Here is a 17,007-nt window from a genome sequence, read left to right on the forward strand (position 1 = left end):
TATATAATTTTTAGTTATTTACTTTATTATAACATGAATTATTAGAAATATTTAAGTTAATTTGTTTATTTTATTGTTTTATTGTTTTGTTATGCTATATTTATTTAATGATAAATAAAAAGACCCTTTGTAAAAAGAGTCTGGGGGTTAAAGGTATTAATTAAAAGGTTTGTAAGTTAAAATAATAATTTATTAAATAAATATTGTTTTTGTTCATCAGTTTTATTTAATAAATCTTTCATTAAAGAATTGAGTAAATTTGTTTTTTCTTCTATTTGTTTTAAGGTTTTATTTAAAAAAGTGGCTATTTCATTTTGTGTTTCTAATGGGGGAAAAGTTATTTTTATTTTTTTTATTAGCTTTTGGGTGAAATTGGGAATGTGTCCTTGTTTTAAATAAAAATAGAAATACAAAACATTAAAAGAATCATCTTTAGATTTTAAAATTTGTAAATTTTGAGCAGCCCAACAAGTTTTAGTATGGAAATGAATATAACCGAAACTACCTACACTAGTTATAGTTATAGTATTTTCACGAGTATTAGATTTGTTATAAGATCCTTTGGGTTTTATACCTCCACCCCACACTTCGTAATCTCCATTTTGTTCACAATCTGATATATTTAAATCTGTTATATCATCAAGAGTAATTTCTTTTGGTGGTTTTGGAGATTTCCAAAAGATATAGATATTTTTAGCTGTTGTGCAATTTTGTAATATTTTTTCTAAAGTATATGTTTCTTGTGGTAGTTCAATTGTTTCTTTGTCTTGGACGTCAATAAATACAGTTGCTAAATTGTTATTTGCATCTTTAATTTTAGTATCTAGAATATATTTATTGTTAATATTAGAATTATAAGAAGGTGTTTGTAGAGTATTTATTTGAAATATATCTTTAATAGTAGCTTGTGTTTCTACATTTTGTGTATTTGAATTTTGAGGGATTAATGTTTTTAATTTAGTAATAATTTGTTCTTGGATTTGATTTTGGTTACTTGGGTTTAATTAAATATTATGTATTTTAGCAATAAAATATTTATTATGTATTTGGGATAGTTTTTCAATTTTATTGTTGATATCTGCATTAAGGTCGCATAAATTAGTTGGGAATGGTTGGAAATTGTTGGGTTGGGTTTGATCCTTTTTGGATGTTAAATCAGATTCAAGATCTTCGATTTTGGTTTTGATAGAAGAAATATTTTTAAAAGGTTCCACTTTGCTTTTTATTGTATCATAAACTTTATTTCTATTAAGTTTGAAAGTATCAAAGCAATTCTTTATTTTTGCTTTTAGAGTGTTTATGTCATCGGTGTTGAGTGTTTCTTTGTTTGCGATACTTGTCATAAAAGTGTTTTTTTCTGCATGGGCATTTTGGGTTAATGTATTTTTATATCGTGGTATGCCTTGGTCTAGGATGTTTTTTAATGTTGTAAATTCACTATTTTTTACAGTTTCATTTTTTAATTCCTTTATATTGTGAAATAAATATGCGTCATATTCAGTTACAAATGTTTGCAATTGTTCAATAAGTTTATCAAGTTGCAAACTTAGTTTTATTTCTATTTTCAATTTGTTTATTTTTTAAATCTGGACTTTGAGTAAAAACATAATGTTGGTTGTTGGGTCTTTGTTAGTTAGGTTGTGCTTCTAAAGTGTTAATAAGGATAGTTTGGAAAAGACAAATAAAAGCTATAATTAATAAAATTATGCATTTAATTAAATATTTTTTATTATTTTTTATTATTTTTTAGTATTCATATAAGTTAAACTCCCATAATGTTTTTGATTTAAAATGATTTTAGATATTTAATTAATAAAGTTTGAATAGTACTAAAATTAAGTTTGATTGAAAATATTATTGATTATGTTGCTAAATTGTATTTGGAATAATATTTTAATCTTTTTTGTTTAATATTTCATTTTAAAAGGCTCCTTATTACATTTTTGTATATAATAGCTAGTTTGTATATTAAAGTACTGCCATTAAAGTATATTATAACTCAAAAAAACGGTAAAATATGTTCATTTTTGGGGTTTTAAGGGTGTTTGGATGGGTTTGAGTGTTATTTTATAGGGATAAAGTTAATTTAAGGTAATAAAAAAAAGACTAGTTTTTAGGCTAGTCTTTAAGGATGTTTGTTTTATCTTTTGTTTATGTAATTTATTTATTATATATACTTAAAATTAATATTTCCTTTCATCTTTATTTTTTTAATATTTGCAAAATTAAAATAATTGTTGTATAATATTAAATAATGAATATTTTGATAAATAGAATGCATCAAACTCATGCAGCATTAGTTGTCATTGTATTAAATTCAGCTGCTAATATTGCTGTTGTTTTAATGCAAACTCTTAAATTTGTAGATAAAGGACAAGTAGAAGCGGCTCAATCTTTAGGATTGAATAAAAAAACAAACCTTCTATTATGTTACTTTCCCACAAGCATTAAAAAAATCAGTTACTTTAGTAGTAGCACAATTTGTTACTAATATTAAAGCTTGTACTTTCTTCGGATTAATTTCATTAATTGATATGTCATTTGTTACAAATGATGCTATGAATGTTACAGGAGATTTAGTTGCTCCATTTGTAATACTTTCCTTTGTTTACTTAGTTTTAATTCAATTTATTAATATGTTAAGTAAATATTTAGAAAAAAATTAAATCCTGCTTTAAAAAATTTAGTTAGTGCTTAATAAATTAATTTAAGAATTATAAGAAACAAATATTAAGATAAAACAAATATTAATTCTTAATATAAAATATAAAGATAATTAATGCATAACTCACTACATTTTAATTATTAACCCAATATTTATTTCTTACCTTTGAATCTTTTATATTAAAATAGTTATACTGATATTAATTAAATGTTAATTTTAATTGTTTTTATGTTATTATAAATAATAAAGTATTATTTTAAAAAATATCTTATTATTAAAAGTTTGATATTGTTTTAGAATTGAAAAATATTTATAAATGATGCACATTACAATTTATGTATATTTATAATATATAAATAAAAGGTTAAAAAATGAAAATTAAAAAGATGCCTCCCAAATATAGATTTCATATTCATAAGTATATTAAAATTGTTGTATCTATTATAACAATGATGTTTGTTTTTTGGTATTTTAAATTAAATTTGTCAAATAGATAGTTTTTACAAGCACCAAAATTGAAAGTGAAGGTAAAAATTATATATTATGATTCAAAGGAAAAAAGAAAAATACAAAATTACTGAATATCTAAAATATACTAAATATGTTTTATTATTTATGTTTATGATTTTTTGGGTATGGCTGCATTTTAGTGTGGGGTTATTTCAAAGAGTTAATAATTCTAAGAAATATTTAAGAGTAGCTGTGGTAGCTGATGCAGCTCCTAATAGTTTGACTATTAAATCTGATAAAGATACAAGTAAAGCTCATAGAACTATTCAAGGTGAATATATTTCAGGATTTGATATAGATTTAATTGATAAAATAGTAAAATCATTACCTCAAGAAGAAAAGTATGAAGGTTGTAAATTTAGTCTTTTTGATTTTGATGGGATGTTTACTGCTGTTCAAAATGGTTCAGTTGATGTAGCTATTTCTTCTATTAGTATTACTGATAAAAGAAAAGAAAACTTTGATTTTCCTATTGCCTATACTTTGGATAATACAGGGTTTTTAGTAAGAAAAGATGATGCGCGTTTTAAAGATTTGCCAAAAGAAGTAAAATATGAAGATATAAAAGGTATATTAAAAGATTCCAAAGACCCAATTAAATTTTTAACTCTTACTGGTTCTGTGGCTGATAAAGTTATTGAAAATATTAGATCAGATTTAGGAAATTTATTACACATTACTAAATCCAATCCTATTGATGATGCTGTTATGTGTGCTCAAAGCGTCAAAGATAAAGCTTCTGATATTTTTATAACTGATAGTTATATTACTAAATATTATGCTTCGCAAAATGATGAATTAAAACATATATCAATTATATCTGATGATGCTCGTTTTACTGTTTCTCCTACAGGTTTAGGAATTGTAGTTAAAAAAGGTAATACAAAATTAATTACTCCAATTAATAATGCTTTTAAAGAAGTTTTAAAAAAAGAAGAACTTGTTCTAGAGGGTTATGGTTTAGATGTTAAAGGTATAATTGAGTTAACCAAAGAATTAAAAGAAGAACAATCAAAACCAACTGACAAACAAGACCCAAATAGAATAAAAACTTTAGAAGACAAAATATCTAAATTTAAAGAAATAACTAATAAATGGTTAGAACAATCTTTAAAAGAGTTAAGTCAAAAACAAGGATTAAATTGGTATCAAAAAGTATCTCTTGTTTTACCTGATTATGCCACACCTTTAAAAACCACTTTATTACTTGCATTAGATGGAGTTATTGTAGGTTTTATCTTAGCTATTGTTTTAACAGGGATTAAAAGTATTAAACCTAATTATCAAACACAAAATCCCTTTATTGTAGGGTTAATACAAAGTTTTCTTTACTTGCTTGATGCAATACTTTATATTTTTAAATCAATTCCAGTAGCAGCCCAAATGATTATAGTTCATTTTGGTTGGAGAGCTTATAATCCTGAATTAAATCCGATGTATTCAAGTATTATAGTGTTATTATTAAATTCAGCAGTTAGTATTACAAATATTTTATTACAAAATATTAAGTTTTTAGATAAAGGACAAGTAGAAGCTTCTCTAGCTTTAGGAATGACTCAAAGACAAACATTTTTTTGTGTTATTTTCCCCCAAACGCTTAAAAGATCACTTCCTTTTGTAGTACAACAATTTATTGTAAATATTAAAGATAGTGCTTGTTTTGGTGGTTTGGTTGGTCTGTTAGATGTAGCATGGAAAGCCAAAACTCAAATTGTTCAAACAGGAAGCATTGCTATTCCTTATGCTATTACTGCTTGTATCTATTTAGTGTTAATTACGATTGCTAATTTATTTGTTAAATATTTAGAAAAACAAAAAAAAGGAGTTTAGAATGCAATATTTAATTGAAGTTAAAGATCTTTGTAAAAAGTTTGGCGATAAAGAGATTTTAAAAAATATTAATTTAAAAATTAAAAAACAAGAAATAGTAACTATTATTGGTTTTTCAGGTTCAGGGAAATCTACTTTATTAAGATGTTTTAATCTATTAGAAGAACCTAATTCTGGTCAAATTTTAATTGATAATAAAAATATCTTAGATAAAGGAGTAAAATTATCTGATCTAAGAACTAAAGTAGGAATGGTGTTTCAAAGTTTTAATTTATTTGAAGGAAAAACAGTATTAGAAAATTGTTGTTTAGCTCCAATGAAAGTATTAAAATTATCTAAACAAGAAGCTCAAGAAAATGCTTTAGAACGGTTAAAAGAACTAGATTTAGAAGCTCTTGCTAATCAAAGAGTAGAAACTCTTTCAGGGGGACAAAAACAACGTGTTGCTATTGCTAGAGTTTTATGTATGAAACCTGAAGTTATTCTTTTAGATGAACCAACTTCTGCCCTAGATCCTGAATCTACTTTGCAAGTATTACAAACTTTACAAAAATTATCAGAGAAAAAAATAAATCTTATTATTGTAACTCATGAAATGAAATTTGCTCAAAGAGTATCTGATACTATTTATTTTATGGAACAAGGTAAAATTCTTGAAAAAGGCACTCCGAAAGAAATTTTTGAAACTGATAAGTTTCCTAAATCTAAGGCTTTTTTTGAAGATTTTTGATTCCTTGTAAATATATCATTATTTATTAAAATAACCCAAACTGTAATTACAGTTTGGGTTTTCCTTTCTTTTGGGGTAGATAAATTGTTGTAATTGTTTATAATTTAGGGTGATAGAATTATTTAATGTTTTAAATGTTTAGGAATGATTATAATAAATAAATGGAGATAGATAAATATGCAATATTATACTGAAGAAATGATATTAAATCGTCAATTTTTAAATCTTGCTAAAAATATGAAAGCTACAAGACCTCATCAAATATTATGTGGTGGCATTACTGAAGTTTATTACCAGGATAAAGTTTTATATGTTTCAGTTGTCCTAGATACATATAGTCGCAAAATTTTGGCTTATTATGTTTCTGATTATGAAGGCGCACCTTTAATTATAGATACTATTGATAAATTAAATGTATTTGAAAATGATTGCATTTTTCATTCTTATCTTAAATTTCCATATTATAAATTGGATGTTGAAGAAATTTTAGAAACCAAAAATTTAATTCAGAGTTTTGAAGATAGACAAGGGATTCAAAAAGGAAAATCTTCCCCTTGTACTTATTTAACTTCTTTCTTTTCTTCTTTTAAATGTGAATGTATTTATTATGGCATTCCAAACCCTAGAACTATTAGTAAAAAAGTTATGATTGAAGCTATTTGTAAATATATGTCATATTATAATTTAGAAAGAATGCATTCATCACTTAATTATGCTACTCCTGATGCATTTGAAAAAAATATTTTAAAAAGTTAAATGAATAAGTATTTGAAAGTAATTTTGGGTATTGTTTCGAGTTATAAAAAAATCTCCATAAACGAGTTTCCATAATTTTATTTTTACAAATATTACATAATTTATTATGCAATGCAAAAGATATAAAAAACACTATAATTACACTATTTTATTGTTTTTTTATCTAAATTTTGGTATAATCCCCAGTAGAGTTATTAATAATAAATTGATAATTAAGTAACTAAAAAAAGGAGATTATAATCATGGCTAATATTAAACAACAAAAAAAACGTAATAAAACTAATGAAAAACGTCATTTGCAAAATGTTTCTTTTAAATCATCTGTAAAAACAGTGGTAAAACAAGTAAAAACTGCAGTTGCAAACGCTGATAAACAAAAAGCCTTAGCTTTATTAAGTGTAGCTTATAAAAAATTTGATAAAGGGGTTTCTAAAAGAGTTTATCACGCTAACTTTTCTGCTAGAAACAAATCTGATTTACAAAAATTAGTAAATACCCTTTAATTTTTCTTTACAAAACTCACAAAAACTACATTAATTAAAACAAACATCAAAACTTATCATAATATTGGACTAACAAACATAACATTAATATTTTAATTGTAATTATTTTATTTAAATATATTTGAGTGGAAAAGGTTGATAAATTTATGTTTTTTTGGGTAAATAAAGTAATTTATGTAACTTCAGGATTTATTGTAGGATCAGTTTTAGGGGCAAGTCTATATTTTAGATCGTCATTAAATGAACCTAAATATTTTGCACAAACCACAGTAAAAAAAGGTGTAAATGAAGTTAATAAAATTTTAGGTACCGAATTTAAATCTCCTACAAGAAACCCTTCTTCTAGTGAAGAATTTCTACATTGGTGGTTTGAATTTATAAATGGTTTGAATAATAAAAATAAGTAAAAATTTTTCAAACCCCATTAACTAACAAAATTTATATTCTTACTACATTTATATTTTTCCAATTAAAACTTATTATTTTTGCCATCATTAAATTAATTTTTCCCAAACTAAAGAGGTATTTTTTTATGTTAGATCTGAATTTTGTAGTCCAAAATCTGCCATCTGTTATTGCAAAATTAGAAAAAAGGCAACAAAATTTTGCTTATTTAAATAAATTGCCTCTTTTAGCACAACAAAGAAAATCTTTACTTTTGGAAATACAGGATTTAAGAAGTCAAAAAAATCAATCAGCTAAAAAAGTTGCCCAAAAAGCTAATGCCAAAGAAGATATTATTCTTGTTTTGCAAGACACTAATTTTTTGCGTGATGATTTACAAAAACTAGAACAAAAGTTAAAACTAAAAGAACAAGAAATTTTTGATATTTTAAGCATTACCCCCAATTTACCACACGATTCTTTACCAATTGGCACAAACAATAAGGACAATAAGGAATTGTATTGCGAAGGACAAATAAGAACTTTTGCATTTACGCCCAAAGACCATGTTTATTTAGCTGAAAAATTAGATATTCTCGACTTTAAAAAAGCTTCTAAAATTTCTGGTAGTGGATTTGTTGTTTGCAAAGGACTAGGAGCACGCCTCGAAAGAGCCTTAATTCAATTTATGATGGATCTTCATAGTAAAAAAGGTTATCAAGAAATTATTCCTCCTTATATTATCAATGAAAAATCCATGTTTTCAACAGGTCAATTACCCAAGTTTGAAGATGAAGTCTACAAGCTTTACAACTCCAAAAATAATTGGTATCTAAATCCTACAGCAGAAGTTCCTACTATTAATTTGCATCGTGAAGAAATTTTTAAACCAGACACACTTCCCATTAAATACGTCGCCTACACTACTGCTTTTCGCCAAGAAGCAGGCTCAGCTGGCAAAGATACTAGAGGAATTTTTAGACAACATCAATTTAATAAAGTAGAATTAATCCAGTTTTGCCATCCCCAAAATTCTTATGAATGTCTAGACCAAATGTTAAAAGATTCCGAAGAAGTGCTAAAACTGCTCAAACTTCCTTATCGTGTTGTTTTACTTTCTACTGGGGATTTGGGTTTTAGTATGGCAAAAACTTATGATTTAGAAGTTTTTTTACCCAGTTATAATTGTTATCGTGAAATTGGTTCTATCAGTAATTCTTGCGATTTCCAAGCAAGACGCGCCAATATTAAAATGAAAAATCCTGCAAATAATAAAAATGAATACGTTCATATTCTAAACGGTTCAGGTTTGGCTGTTGGAAGAACTGTCATTGCTATTTTGGAAAATTATCAAAACCAAGATGGTACTATTACAGTTCCTGAAATTTTACAGCCTTATTTAGGAACCGATATTATCAAGTAATTTGAATGTTTTTAACAAGAATAATTTAGAATATAGAGTCGAATCTTTTATGAAAAATAAAGTGATTCGGCGTTTTTTATTGGTAAAACAAAAGCCACTAACAAAACCTTTACTATTTTTTTTCACCATTTTCAAAGGTAACCTCAAAAATTCATTACTTTCATCTTCAAAAATAATTGTGAGGTAATATCAATATGCAAATTAAAAACATTTATTTACGACCCCACAATTCTCAAACTTTTCCTCAATAAATAAAAACCTATATCAAAACCAATATTAATCCATCTTTTTGGGGTTTTGTATCTAATTATCCTTGTTACAATTCTGAGACTATCCAAACTTATCCTTGTCTTTTGTGCCGTATTAAAGACGCTTCTTCGGATTTATTAGGAGTCTTTTTTGATGGTGGCACAAGTACTGCAAGTTTCAAAGGCGAAATAAAATATAGTTTAGATGATTTAAAACAAATGTTAAATGGTTCTCAAAATATGTATATTTTTTGGAAAGAACGCCCCTAAAATTTATTTTATAATCCTTAATATTTATTAGAGTTTAAGATTTACTCCATAAAAATCTTAAATAAAAAATTATAAATGAAGCCAAAAACATTAATCATTCATTGTTTCAAATTCCTAACAATTTATTTTAATAATAAAATAAAGTCCAAATTAATCAGATTTTGCATGCAATCTCAATTGAAAAGAGGCATAATTATTTTATGACACAAACTTCTAACTCCCAATACTTAGTTATTTTATATTATCAATATGCTCCAATAAAAGACCCTCAAACTTTTAGAGACCAACATTTTAAATATTGTGAATCTCTAGGACTTTTAGGACGTATTATCGTTGCCCAAGAAGGTATAAACGGTACTTTGTCAGGTCCAGAAGAACAAATACATAAATACATGGATCAACTAAAACAAGATCCTCGTTTTTGCAACACCGTTTTTAAAATGGAAACTGTAGAGGCACACGTTTTCCCGCGTCTTTCTATTAAAGTTAAGCCCGAATTGGTTAATTTGAGTCTTCAAGAAAATGTTGATCTTACTAAGGACAAAGGTGCTTATTTAGCTCCTCAAGAATTTTTGCAATCCTTGCAAGAAAAAGATACTTTAATTCTTGATGCTCGTAATGACTATGAATATGATTTAGGACACTTCAGAAATGCAGTTAATCCCAATATTAGACATTTTCGTGATTTGCCAAATTGGGTCAAACAAAACACCCATTTATTAAAAGATAAAAAAATCGTAACTTATTGTACTGGTGGTGTGCGTTGTGAAAAATTTAGCACTTTCTTAAAAAAAGAAGGTTTCGATGATGTCTATCAATTAGAAGGAGGCATTATTTCTTATGGCAAACACCCCGAAACTCAAGGTGCTTTGTGGGATGGTCAAATGTATGTCTTTGATCAAAGAATAGCAGTTCCTGTTAATCAAAAAGAACATGTTATCGTTGGTAAAGACTATTTTGATGGCACTCCTTGTGAACGCTATATTAATTGCTCTAATCCTCAATGCAACAAACAAATTTTGTGCCACGAACATAACGAACACAAATATTTAGGAGCTTGCAGTGATAAATGTAGCAATCATCCGCAAAATAGATATCTCAAAAAGCACAATAATCCAAACTCATAACAAAAAAAATACTCATATTTTAATAAGATATGTTATAATAATGTATGATTATTGTATTTTTTTGGTTTGTCTGCAATACCCAATTAAAAAAATATAAAAACCATTGTTTTTAAACAATTAATTATTATCAGATCCAATAAATTATCCAAGATAATTTGCAATTTTTGCAAGGAGGAAAGAAAATGTTTGCAATCATCAAAACTGGGGGAAAACAATTCCGTGTTTCTGAAGGACAAGAAATTTATGTTGAAAAACTAAATGTTGATCCAGAAACAACTTATCAATTTCAAGAAGTTTTAGCTGTTGGTGGCTCCAATCCTGTTTTAGGCACCCCTTTTGTTAAAGACGCTAAAGTAACAGCTCAAGTAATCAAGCACAACCGCGCTAAAAAAATTATTGTGTTTAAGTATAAAAAACGTAAAAAATATCGTTGTAAACAAGGACACAGACAATCCTATACTAAACTTTTGATTACTAAAATCACTGTTTAAAAACTATGATTCGCTATTGTTTTTACAAAGAACAAAAAAAAATTACTAGTATTCAAGTTTGGGGGCACGCTTTATATGCTCCTAAAGGTTTTGATATTGTGTGTGCTTCAGCTTCTACTGCTATTATTGTAACTTTAAATGCTTTAGAAAAACTTCAATTCCAAACAGATATTACCTATAATCTACAAGATAAGTTGTTTGAATTAGAAGTGAAAACCACCCAAAATACTGTTCTTTTTACTTTGCTAGATAATTTAGAATACACTATCTGCAATTTAGCCAAACAATATCCCAATAATTTTAAAAAAATATCTCAAATTCAAACAAGAAAGAGGTTATAACATGTTATTGCAATTACAAATCCAGTTATTTGCTTCTAAAAAAGGAGCAGGTTCTACTCGAAACGGTAGAGATTCTCATTCCAAAAGATTAGGTGCTAAACTTTCTGACGGTCAATTTGCCAAAGCAGGCGCTATTATTTATCGTCAAAGAGGAACCAAAATTCACCCTGGTTTTAATGTTGGTAGAGGTGGAGATGACACTTTATTTGCTAAAATAAGTGGAATTATTAAATTTGAAAAAAAGCATGGTCGTAAAAAAATTTCTGTTTATCTGCAATAATTTTTTATGCATTTAATGAAAGCAGGTATTTAGTTTGCATTTTGTTGACGAAGCCTTTAATGAAGTTTTTGCTGGCAATGGTGGTCATGGCATCGTTGCTTTTAGAAGAGAAAAATATGTAGCTTTTGGAGGACCTGCTGGTGGCAACGGTGGCAACGGTGGGTCTGTTATTTTTGTAGGCGGCAAAGACGAGACTACCTTATTAAAATTAAAATATCAAAAACATCTTAAAGCACCACATGGAATAAATGGCAAAAATAAAGGTCAAAATGGAGCCAACGCCCCTCATCTTTATGTTAAAGTTCCTTTGGGGACAGTTTTTTATACTGCTGATAACAAGTTTTTAGGAGAGATTTTATACGATCAACAAACCTTAGTTATTGCTAAAGGCGGCAAAGGCGGCAAAGGTAATAAAGCATTAGCTACTTTTAAAAATCAAGCTCCAAGTTATGCTGAAAAAGGTGATTTAGGTGAAAGTTTTAAAATCAAAACAGAACTTAAAGTTTTAGCTGATATTGGTTTATTAGGTTTTCCAAGTGTTGGTAAATCCTCTCTTATTTCTTCTATTTCCAAAGCCCAACCCAAAGTTGCTTCCTATCCTTTTACCACAATTAAACCTCATTTAGGAGTTGTTGAAGTAGATGGTTTTAGTTTTGTAGTTGCTGACCTACCAGGACTAATTGCCAATGCTCATTTAGGTTGTGGTATGGGAATTCAATTTTTAAAACATATTGAAAGATGTCGTGTTTTAGTTCATATTTTAAGTATGGAAAGTGCCAATCCTTACAAAGATTTCCAAATTTTAAATCAAGAATTAAATCAATACAATCCCCAATTATTACTTAAAAAACAAATTATTGTTACCAATAAAATGGATTTACCTGATGCTTTGCAAAAACTTACTCTTTTAAAACAACAAATCAAAGACCAACCAATTATCCCTCTTTCTTTAGTTTCTTTTGATAATTTAGAGACCTTAAAATATGAAATGAGCTCCCTTTTGCAAAATACTCCCTTAGAAGTTACTCAAAACAAAAACAACGAATTTAAATTATACACCCTTCCTGATAATCAAAATACTATTTCTGTTATTAAAGAAAGTGATTCTGTTTTTGTTGTTTCTGGTAAGCAAGTAGAAACTTTTTTTCATCGTACTGATTTTAACAACGAAGAAGCTGTAAAAAGATTTAATAGAATATTGAAAAAAATAGGAATGGAAGAACAATTACAAAAACAAGGAGCCAAACCAGGAGATCAAGTTAAAATTTGTGATCGTTTGTTTGATTTTTTATAATTTGGTAATTATAACATAAAGAAATTATATTTTTGCTCCATAAAAAAATGATGAATCACTCCCCTTATTATTTAAAAATATTTTTCTTACACTTTATAACCTCCCATTATAAATCTTTTTTGCCCCCAAAACTAAATAAACAAATGCAAGATCTTAATATAAGATCTTTTTTATTACCCAAAACCAACAAAAACAATATACAAAGCAAACAAAACAACATAACCCCCCCCCTTAAACAACCCAAATTTTACTTTCCCCAGTCAAAAATATAACCTAATTCATCAAAATTGAGTTATAATAAAATAAAAAGCAAAAATAAATACTTAAAACAAAAGGACTAAATCATGAATTTTGTAACTAGAAATACTAGAATTTATATATCTGATTGTGCTAATTATATTATTAAAAGAATTGATGTTAATCATATGAAACTCTAAAAGCTAATTTACTATTCTTATGCTGCTTATTTAGTTAAATATAAAGAATCTTTGGCTGTTAATCTAGTAGAAGCATGGCAAAAAGGACCTGTTTTTAAAAGATTATATCAAAAACTTAAACATTATGACAAAGACGAAATTATTAAAGAGCCTGTTTATCAAATTTGTGAAAGTAAATTAAATTGGGAAAGAAAACAAGTAACGGATTTCATTATTTCCAAATATGGATGGGTAGATTCATGATCTTTGATGAGGCAATCCATGAGAGAAGCTCCCTTTGATAATTATTTTGAAGAAACTCCAATGTATCATTTTCCCAAAGCCTGTTATATTCCTGATGAGGCAATATATCATTATTTTAAAGATTCTAGTAATTGGTATGTTTTTCCTAAATATTATCCTACTTGTTTACAAAGGATGTAAAATATTGTGAATTGTTAAATAAAATTAATAAAATATCTACAAACATAATTTAAAGATTGCATTTTACTTTAATGTTTGATACAATAAAAGAGGTCAATGGAAGTGGCTGAGGTTTAAAATAAGTATTTTAAGCTTAGGAAAGTCCATGTTAGCACATGCTGCGATTGCATGTAGTGTTTGTGTCTAAGGAATTAATAACTTAGAGTACTGTAAAAAGTAACGGCGTTTTTTAGCTCTAAGGATTGCAATAATTACATTATTTTAATCTATGAGATAAAAACTGAAAGTGTCACAGAGACGAGTTAATTAGAAATAATTAAGTGAAACGCGATAAACCCCTCAAGCTAACAACCCAAAATAATGGTAGGGGCATGCAAAGCGATTAAATGAAATCAGTTTTGCACTACTTATTAGTAGAAGATAAATAGTCACACTTGTTTAACAAGAACAGAACATGGCTTATGCACATTGACCTTTTTTATTAAATTATTTAAAAATCAATAAAGATTATTTGCTTGCTATTATATTTATTATTTGGTATATCTATATTTTGGCAAGAATTATAATTAATGTTATTTATATTATTCATTTATAATTATTGTATTTTATTTGCTTTTAAGTAATTTAAAAATTATTTGTTCCCCCTTTATAAACAAAAAAGCCAAACTGTAAAGTTTGGCTTTCATTGTCTTTATGCCTTTATATTGTGATATTTCTTAAAAGATATTAAATAAGTAAAGATAGTAATTTATTTATTTTTGATGTTTAATTTTATAAATTAAAATGAGTAAAAAAGCAACTATTAGACCAGTTATAATTATTATAATTGTATAAAAAATTATTGAATTTGTTGTAGTAGTTTTAGTTGTTGAAGCTGCATTTGTTTCTTGTTGATAGTTAATTTCTAGTTCCATTTCGCTTTCATATTCGTGATATTGGTCTTCTTTTGCTAAATCGTATTCTATTTTACAAAAATTATTACTGCCATCTTTGTTTTTGCTAAATTGAAAATCTTTAGGTAAAAATTTATTTTGAAGTTGAGGATTTTTTTGCCAAATAGCTTCACATATTAATTGCTTTCTTTGTTCATCAGTAATATTAGGTGTTATTTGTATTGTTCCTAAATGGGCATTTGTAATAATTTCCTCCAAGTTTATCGTTTTTTTAGTAAAATTAAATTCTATTTTATTGCCCAATATATCTTCAATTTGAAAACTACCTTGCCATTGCATTTCTTCTGATTCATATTTTTCTTCTAATTGTTCGCTTGCTATTTCAAAATCATCGCTTTGTATTTGGATGTTTGATTCTTTATTTATTTCTTTAAGTATGTCATTTAAAGCAATTATAATATCTTCTTTGGTTAATTGATTATTTTGTTTATAATAACTAAAATCATTGATTGTTCTTTTTTCTAGGGGAAATAATTGTTCGAAATTTTTGGGATTCTTTAAATTTTTTAAAGACAGATTATTTATTATTTGGGGTTTTTGTTGTGTGTTATTTGCATTTTTTTCAACCCCTACTCCATTTTCCTTTTCTTGGATGTTTTCTAGTTGTTGTTGTTTTCCAGCATAAATACTAATTTGATTGCAAAAATGTATGCCCAATAAAATCATGAATAAAATTAAAGTAAAGTATTTGGGAAACAAACGCATAATTGCTTTGCTTTGGATTTTCATATTAAAAATATTTTACTTTTCTATAAATATTAAAGGGTTTCAAAAATAACCCCATTAAAATATTACAGTATAATTATATTTTTTGTGCAACATTTGTATTTATCACATTTTATTATTGTGCCTTTTTCAACAACTTTGCATCCTTTAATTTTATTTTACGTCCCCCAAATAAAAAAAATTGAATTAAAATATTGTGCCAAAAGTTATTTTTTTGTTTTTTTTATGTTTATTTTAAAATTTTTTATTATATAAATACAACTATGTAAATATTTTTCTTCCATTTCCTTGACCCTCTTATTTTCTCTTATTTTCTCTAGTGAAGATTACAGTAGCTGTACAGTTAGTAGTACTAGTAATCATAGGTTTTGGTTGGAGCTAGCTTGTGTTTTGTTTCATGCAGATGTAGAAGTAGGAGTACGTGCATAAGACAGGCATATGTGAGGAAAAAAGATTGGTGATAATAACTGAGTTGGTGCATTAACCAAGTGGTGTTTGGTTCTTTGTCTCCTTTTTCTTGAGAAGCATTGCAGCAATGTATAGGTGCTGTTTGGGAAGGAGAGACTAAACTTTAGTCTCTCTCATAAAAGCATAAGTCCCTATAAGAGGGACTAAAATTTTTATGAGAAGACTAAACTTTAATCCCTCCTTCCCAAACACCACCATAGTACGAAAGTCCCGGGCAAGTGGACGTGCGCAGAGAGAAGGAAACGATCCAGATGTGATGTGTTGTTTCGCATGCCATTTCACCACCCCAAACAAACCCAAATCAATCACACCTTCGGTTCATCTTAATTGGGCTTAATGTCCAGAGAGCCCATTATAGATTTAGAGCCCACTAACGAATCAATTTGGTGTGAAAAAGAGTCTAATTTTAATCTCTCAACCGCAAAACTGGGTATAACGCACGATTCCTCTAGCTGTTAAAACCGATATAAAATAACTACTCCCAGACAATATTGAAGGTGATATTTATTGACTGTGTAGTCCACTCATCACATGTTTTTTTAGAGGTGGGCCCACATGCCATCCCCTATCGCCCTTCGTTCTCTCGTCTCCTCTCTCCCTCCCCCTTTATGTCCACGATCCACATCAAGGAAACCACCTTCACACCAATCTTAACAGTTTGGGGTTCGAAATATATTTTATTTTGATCGAAGGATATGAATCGGATTAGACCAATAATTGAGGGTGCGTTCCCAACTTAGGCTGCGTTCGTTAGCTCTAGTTCCCAACTTCCCTCCCTTGTTTTCCATGTGCACGCTTTTCAAACTGCTAAACGGTGTATTTTTTGAAAAAAGTTTCTATACAAAAGCAATTTAAAAAATTATATTAATCTATTTTTGAAAAAGAGTAAAGTATACGGGCGATCCTTAAACTTGTAGGGGTATGTCATCTAGATCCCTAAACTCTCAAAATACATATCCAAGTCCCAAAACTTGTCATAGTGTGTCATCTAGGTACCAAATCGCCATAACCCCTTTGGGATCCTACGTGGCGTTGATGTGGCATGCCACACGGACATAATGTGGCATCATTTTGACTGACAAATGGGACCTATTTATTTTTTTTTCCTTTTTTTCTTCTCTTTTTTTAACCTTTCTTCTTCTTTCTCT

At 27.5% G+C, this 17,007-nt stretch carries 19 protein-coding genes and 1 other RNA gene; 17 read left to right on the forward strand and 3 right to left on the reverse strand.

The genetic code is table 11. The features are described 5' to 3' along the window. Positions 1-176: 176 nt before the first annotated feature. Positions 177-980: a restriction endonuclease subunit S gene (locus BHE82_RS03465; RefSeq protein WP_084024626.1), complete on the reverse strand. Its 804-nt coding sequence runs from the start codon at positions 978-980 to the stop codon at positions 177-179. A gap of 24 nt (positions 981-1,004) precedes the next feature. Further along, the gene (locus BHE82_RS00705) at positions 1,005-1,544 is read right to left on the reverse strand and encodes a hypothetical protein (protein WP_071345391.1); all 540 of its coding nucleotides are present in this window, start codon (positions 1,542-1,544) and stop codon (positions 1,005-1,007) included. Positions 1,545-2,275: 731 nt separating this feature from the next. Here BHE82_RS00705 and BHE82_RS00710 point away from each other — a divergent pair. From BHE82_RS00710 to rnpB, 17 genes are all read left to right on the forward strand, one after another. Next, positions 2,276-2,491 (forward strand): hypothetical protein, encoded by a 216-nt coding sequence (locus tag BHE82_RS00710; protein WP_071345392.1) that lies wholly within the window; start codon positions 2,276-2,278, stop codon positions 2,489-2,491. Continuing rightward, positions 2,406-2,666 (forward strand): ABC transporter permease subunit, encoded by a 261-nt coding sequence (locus tag BHE82_RS03035; RefSeq protein WP_084024627.1) that lies wholly within the window; start codon positions 2,406-2,408, stop codon positions 2,664-2,666. Before BHE82_RS00710 ends, BHE82_RS03035 begins: the two co-directional genes overlap by 86 nt. 542 nt (positions 2,667-3,208) lie before the next feature. After that, entirely contained in the window at positions 3,209-5,005 is a 1,797-nt protein-coding gene (locus tag BHE82_RS00715) for an ABC transporter substrate-binding protein/permease (protein WP_071345393.1), read from the forward strand. A 1-nt stretch (position 5,006) separates the two neighbouring features. Then, positions 5,007-5,735 carry an amino acid ABC transporter ATP-binding protein gene (locus BHE82_RS00720; RefSeq protein WP_024563301.1) on the forward strand — a complete coding sequence of 243 codons (729 nt, stop codon included), beginning with the start codon at positions 5,007-5,009 and terminating at the stop codon, positions 5,733-5,735. Between the two features lie 177 nt (positions 5,736-5,912). After that, on the forward strand, positions 5,913-6,491 hold the full coding sequence (locus BHE82_RS00725; protein WP_071345394.1) for an IS3 family transposase: 579 nt from the start codon (positions 5,913-5,915) through the stop codon (positions 6,489-6,491). A gap of 242 nt (positions 6,492-6,733) precedes the next feature. Next, a complete protein-coding gene (rpsT, locus tag BHE82_RS00730) occupies positions 6,734-6,994 on the forward strand; it encodes a 30S ribosomal protein S20 (protein ID WP_071345395.1) in 261 nt (86 codons plus the stop codon). A gap of 146 nt (positions 6,995-7,140) precedes the next feature. After that, positions 7,141-7,401, forward strand: a complete 261-nt coding sequence (locus BHE82_RS00735; protein WP_071345396.1) for a hypothetical protein — start codon at positions 7,141-7,143, stop codon at positions 7,399-7,401. Positions 7,402-7,526: 125 nt separating this feature from the next. Next, the gene (gene serS / locus BHE82_RS00740; protein ID WP_071345397.1) at positions 7,527-8,801 is read left to right on the forward strand and encodes a serine--tRNA ligase; all 1,275 of its coding nucleotides are present in this window, start codon (positions 7,527-7,529) and stop codon (positions 8,799-8,801) included. Between the two features lie 353 nt (positions 8,802-9,154). Further along, a complete protein-coding gene (locus BHE82_RS03370; protein WP_257608367.1) occupies positions 9,155-9,319 on the forward strand; it encodes a hypothetical protein in 165 nt (54 codons plus the stop codon). Between the two features lie 200 nt (positions 9,320-9,519). Beyond that, positions 9,520-10,446, forward strand: a complete 927-nt coding sequence (trhO, locus tag BHE82_RS00750) for an oxygen-dependent tRNA uridine(34) hydroxylase TrhO (RefSeq protein WP_071345398.1) — start codon at positions 9,520-9,522, stop codon at positions 10,444-10,446. Positions 10,447-10,628: 182 nt separating this feature from the next. Next, complete coding sequence (gene rplU / locus BHE82_RS00755; RefSeq protein WP_071345399.1) at positions 10,629-10,937, forward strand: 50S ribosomal protein L21; 309 nt, start codon at positions 10,629-10,631, stop codon at positions 10,935-10,937. A 5-nt stretch (positions 10,938-10,942) separates the two neighbouring features. Then, complete coding sequence (locus tag BHE82_RS00760; RefSeq protein ID WP_071345400.1) at positions 10,943-11,278, forward strand: ribosomal-processing cysteine protease Prp; 336 nt, start codon at positions 10,943-10,945, stop codon at positions 11,276-11,278. Between the two features lies 1 nt (position 11,279). Further along, positions 11,280-11,558: a 50S ribosomal protein L27 gene (gene rpmA, locus BHE82_RS00765; RefSeq protein ID WP_071345401.1), complete on the forward strand. Its 279-nt coding sequence runs from the start codon at positions 11,280-11,282 to the stop codon at positions 11,556-11,558. 34 nt (positions 11,559-11,592) lie between these two features. Beyond that, entirely contained in the window at positions 11,593-12,852 is a 1,260-nt protein-coding gene (gene obgE / locus BHE82_RS00770) for a GTPase ObgE (protein WP_071345402.1), read from the forward strand. Positions 12,853-13,295: 443 nt separating this feature from the next. Next, complete coding sequence (locus tag BHE82_RS03375) at positions 13,296-13,532, forward strand: type II toxin-antitoxin system antitoxin SocA domain-containing protein (RefSeq protein WP_084024628.1); 237 nt, start codon at positions 13,296-13,298, stop codon at positions 13,530-13,532. Positions 13,533-13,550: 18 nt separating this feature from the next. Beyond that, positions 13,551-13,712 carry a hypothetical protein gene (locus tag BHE82_RS03380; protein ID WP_257608368.1) on the forward strand — a complete coding sequence of 54 codons (162 nt, stop codon included), beginning with the start codon at positions 13,551-13,553 and terminating at the stop codon, positions 13,710-13,712. A 95-nt stretch (positions 13,713-13,807) separates the two neighbouring features. Continuing rightward, an RNA gene (rnpB, locus tag BHE82_RS00785) (RNase P RNA component class B) lies at positions 13,808-14,179 on the forward strand. A gap of 285 nt (positions 14,180-14,464) precedes the next feature. Here the strand turns inward: rnpB and BHE82_RS00790 are convergent. After that, a complete protein-coding gene (locus BHE82_RS00790) occupies positions 14,465-15,394 on the reverse strand; it encodes a hypothetical protein (RefSeq protein WP_071345404.1) in 930 nt (309 codons plus the stop codon). Positions 15,395-17,007 lie beyond the last annotated feature (1,613 nt).

The sequence above is a fragment of the Rice orange leaf phytoplasma genome, from assembly GCF_001866375.1.
Classification (GTDB): domain Bacteria; phylum Bacillota_I; class Bacilli_A; order Acholeplasmatales; family Acholeplasmataceae; genus Phytoplasma; species Phytoplasma asteris.